This window comes from Oceanispirochaeta sp. (assembly GCF_027859075.1).
Classification (GTDB): domain Bacteria; phylum Spirochaetota; class Spirochaetia; order DSM-2461; family DSM-2461; genus Oceanispirochaeta.
This window is the reverse complement of the sequence record NZ_JAQIBL010000174.1, coordinates 1-2,633: the sequence shown is the minus strand read 5'-3', so window position 1 is coordinate 2,633 and position 2,633 is coordinate 1. Positions and strand designations below refer to the sequence as shown.

The 2,633-nt window shown below is 47.7% G+C and carries 2 protein-coding genes; both read right to left on the bottom strand.

The window, feature by feature from the left end:
- A partial coding sequence (locus PF479_RS09605) for a 1-acyl-sn-glycerol-3-phosphate acyltransferase (RefSeq protein ID WP_298005519.1) occupies positions 1–1,121 on the bottom strand: 1,121 nt, incomplete at its 3' end.
- On the bottom strand, positions 1,118–2,455 hold the full coding sequence (locus PF479_RS09600) for an MFS transporter (protein WP_298005517.1): 1,338 nt from the start codon (positions 2,453–2,455) through the stop codon (positions 1,118–1,120). The genes PF479_RS09605 and PF479_RS09600, both read right to left, overlap by 4 nt.
- Positions 2,456–2,633: the final 178 nt, after the last annotated feature.

Genomic DNA, 2,633 nt, shown 5'->3' with positions numbered 1-2,633 from the left:
CGGTTCACCACATCCAGAAGGTTCAGGGCGTATTCACAGTGTCTGTTATTCAGGGGTGCATCCATGATATAGCCTGTGTGTACATACTCCAGCACATCCGCAATCTGGGAGCAGCGGATATAAGCCGCCGCTTTCGTGCATTCGTAATCTGAATCACTTTTTTCCCAGGGGGTGAAACCCGCTGGATTCCGGGTTTCGGGATAAAGGGTATCCACTCCTTTGTAACGGAGCTGAAAGATCCGGTCCAGAAAGCTGCCGCTTTTTCTAATATGAGCCATCCTTTCGGCTTCTTTCAGAATTGAATCATTCAGGGCATATATTCTTTCATCCAGACTTTCCTTTTTGGTCTCCAGGCCTGTGGGAAAGCTGTGTTCCAGAAGAGACACCGTCTTTTCAGTCATATCTATAAGAAAGGCATAGGCCTCGGATGATTCTTTCAGCGGCATCCCGGTCTCTTTCATCCATTTTTGGCGCACTTTGTCCAGGACTTGACCCTTCTGATCTCCATAATCGTAGGCCAGGGAGATGGGAAGGAGACGGACCGGTCCATGTTCTTCCGCCCATTCTGCCATATGCAGAATGCCGCTTTCCAGGTCAAAAGTCCTATGAGAATGATATGTCACCTGACCTTCCGGTGCCAGGGCCAGGGGGTAGGGGGACTCCTTGAGAGCCTTACGGATGTCGTCAATGGATTCCCGGCAGAGTCCTCTGTTTGTGACGGGAATAAAACCCAGCCGGGGGAAGATCCAGCCGGCCATAGGCCTTGCCCAATTGGGAACATCCTTACCGTAGAGAAAGTGGGCATGAGGCTTTCGGGTAAAACGAACCCCGATCTTCTTACCTTCCCGGAATGCCAGCCTGCTGATGGCATACATCAGTGCCGGAGCATCTGCCTTTTCGCAGTGACGAAAAAGCAGTATGAGCCTGTATTTTCCTTCCTGATGATCCTTCAGTGCATGACAGAAAGGCTCAGGATTCAATAGACGGATACTGTTCAGATGCTCATTGTTTTTCAGGTAGCTTCGGGCAGTCAGGTTCATGATCATCCGGGCTGAGTCGTGGAAGCGGGGAGGCACATATCCTTTACTCAAGCGAGCTGGTTTCAGGGATATTCCCTTCAAAAATCGGTACTCCCGGTGCGGATCATCCTGTCATAAAAATCCCTGGTAATCGGGAACTTCACAAGAATTAGAACTCCCATAATGATAAAAAGTGCAGGGAAAGGGCCGCAAATCAGTTTGATACCCAATTGGGTTTCGGGTGTCTGCAGGACATCAGGTTTATAATGAAACAGGCTGAGAATCCATCCGTTCAAAGCCAGAGCAAATGCCTGACCCAGTTTGCTGCTGAATGTCCACAATCCTGAGAAAACACCTTCCCGTCGCAGTCCATTGTTTTCAATGGCATCATATTCCACAACATCGGGAAGTATGGAATGAGGCATAATGTAGTGAGTCGATAATCCGACCCCGGCAAATCCCATGATGAGGATGGCGACAGATACCGGCCAGTATGTTCCGCTGAATGAGAAGACAAGCACAGCGGTTGTTACGATAAGCATGCCGATATTATAACAGGTTTTCTTGCTGATCTTGTGTGAAAGCCAGGCCCAAATGGGTATAAATAACAGACTGGTAGACAACAGGGCCACAAGTGCCAGTTGAAAGCTGTCTTCACTCAGAAATATATACTTAAAATAATAAACCAGAGCCCCCTGAATCATACTGATTCCGGTTATAAAAAGTGTCCAGGGAATAAGAATCAGAAGAAAAACCCTGAGTTTCAGGGCTTCAAGATAGGTTTTCAGAAAGCCATGACCTTTGACATCTTCTTTCGTGTGCTGAGGTTCTCTCACAGCCCAGACGGTTATAAGAGCTGTTCCCATCATTACACCTCCCAAGATGGAAGCCATAATCGCCCATCCGGTCTGCTCATTCTGGAAGGAGTTGACCAGAGGCATTACCGCGGCAGCACCAACAAATGTCCCCAATACAGCAAAACTCATGCGGTAGGCTACCAGAAGAGTCCTCTGATCATAATCTCTGGTCAGTTCCGGGATCAGGGCTGTGTAGGGAATATTCACAAGGGTGTAGGCCGTATTCAGCAGACAGAAATAGAGAGTCGACAGGATGAACAGTTCTGCCTGACTGTGCCGGGGAGATATGGAAAAGAGCAGATACATGGCGAAAAACGATAGTATGGCTCCTGTGAAAATATAAGGACGCCGTCTACCCCATCTGCTGATAGTTCTGTCCGAGGCAAAGCCGGTCACCGGATCTGTCACAGCATCCCAGATCTTTCCGATCATCAGAGTCGTTCCAGCTAGTGCCGCCGATAGGCCCAAGACATCAGTGAGAAAGTACATGAGGTAAAATCCGATAAATGTAAAAAAAAGATTACCGCCGAGGTCTCCGATACCGAATCCCAGCTTGAGTTTCATGCTTATTTTGGACATGAGGCAATTGTATCGTATACAGTGGATATTGCAATGAAAAATTGGAATATTTATTTTAAGAAACAGTGTTCCTGCGGTACCATGGGATACTTAGACTACATACTCCAGTGCCGGATGTAAAGCAAAAAAGACAGGCTGTTCTCTTTTAGTATTCGCCTCCGCTGATTTCTCTGTCAGC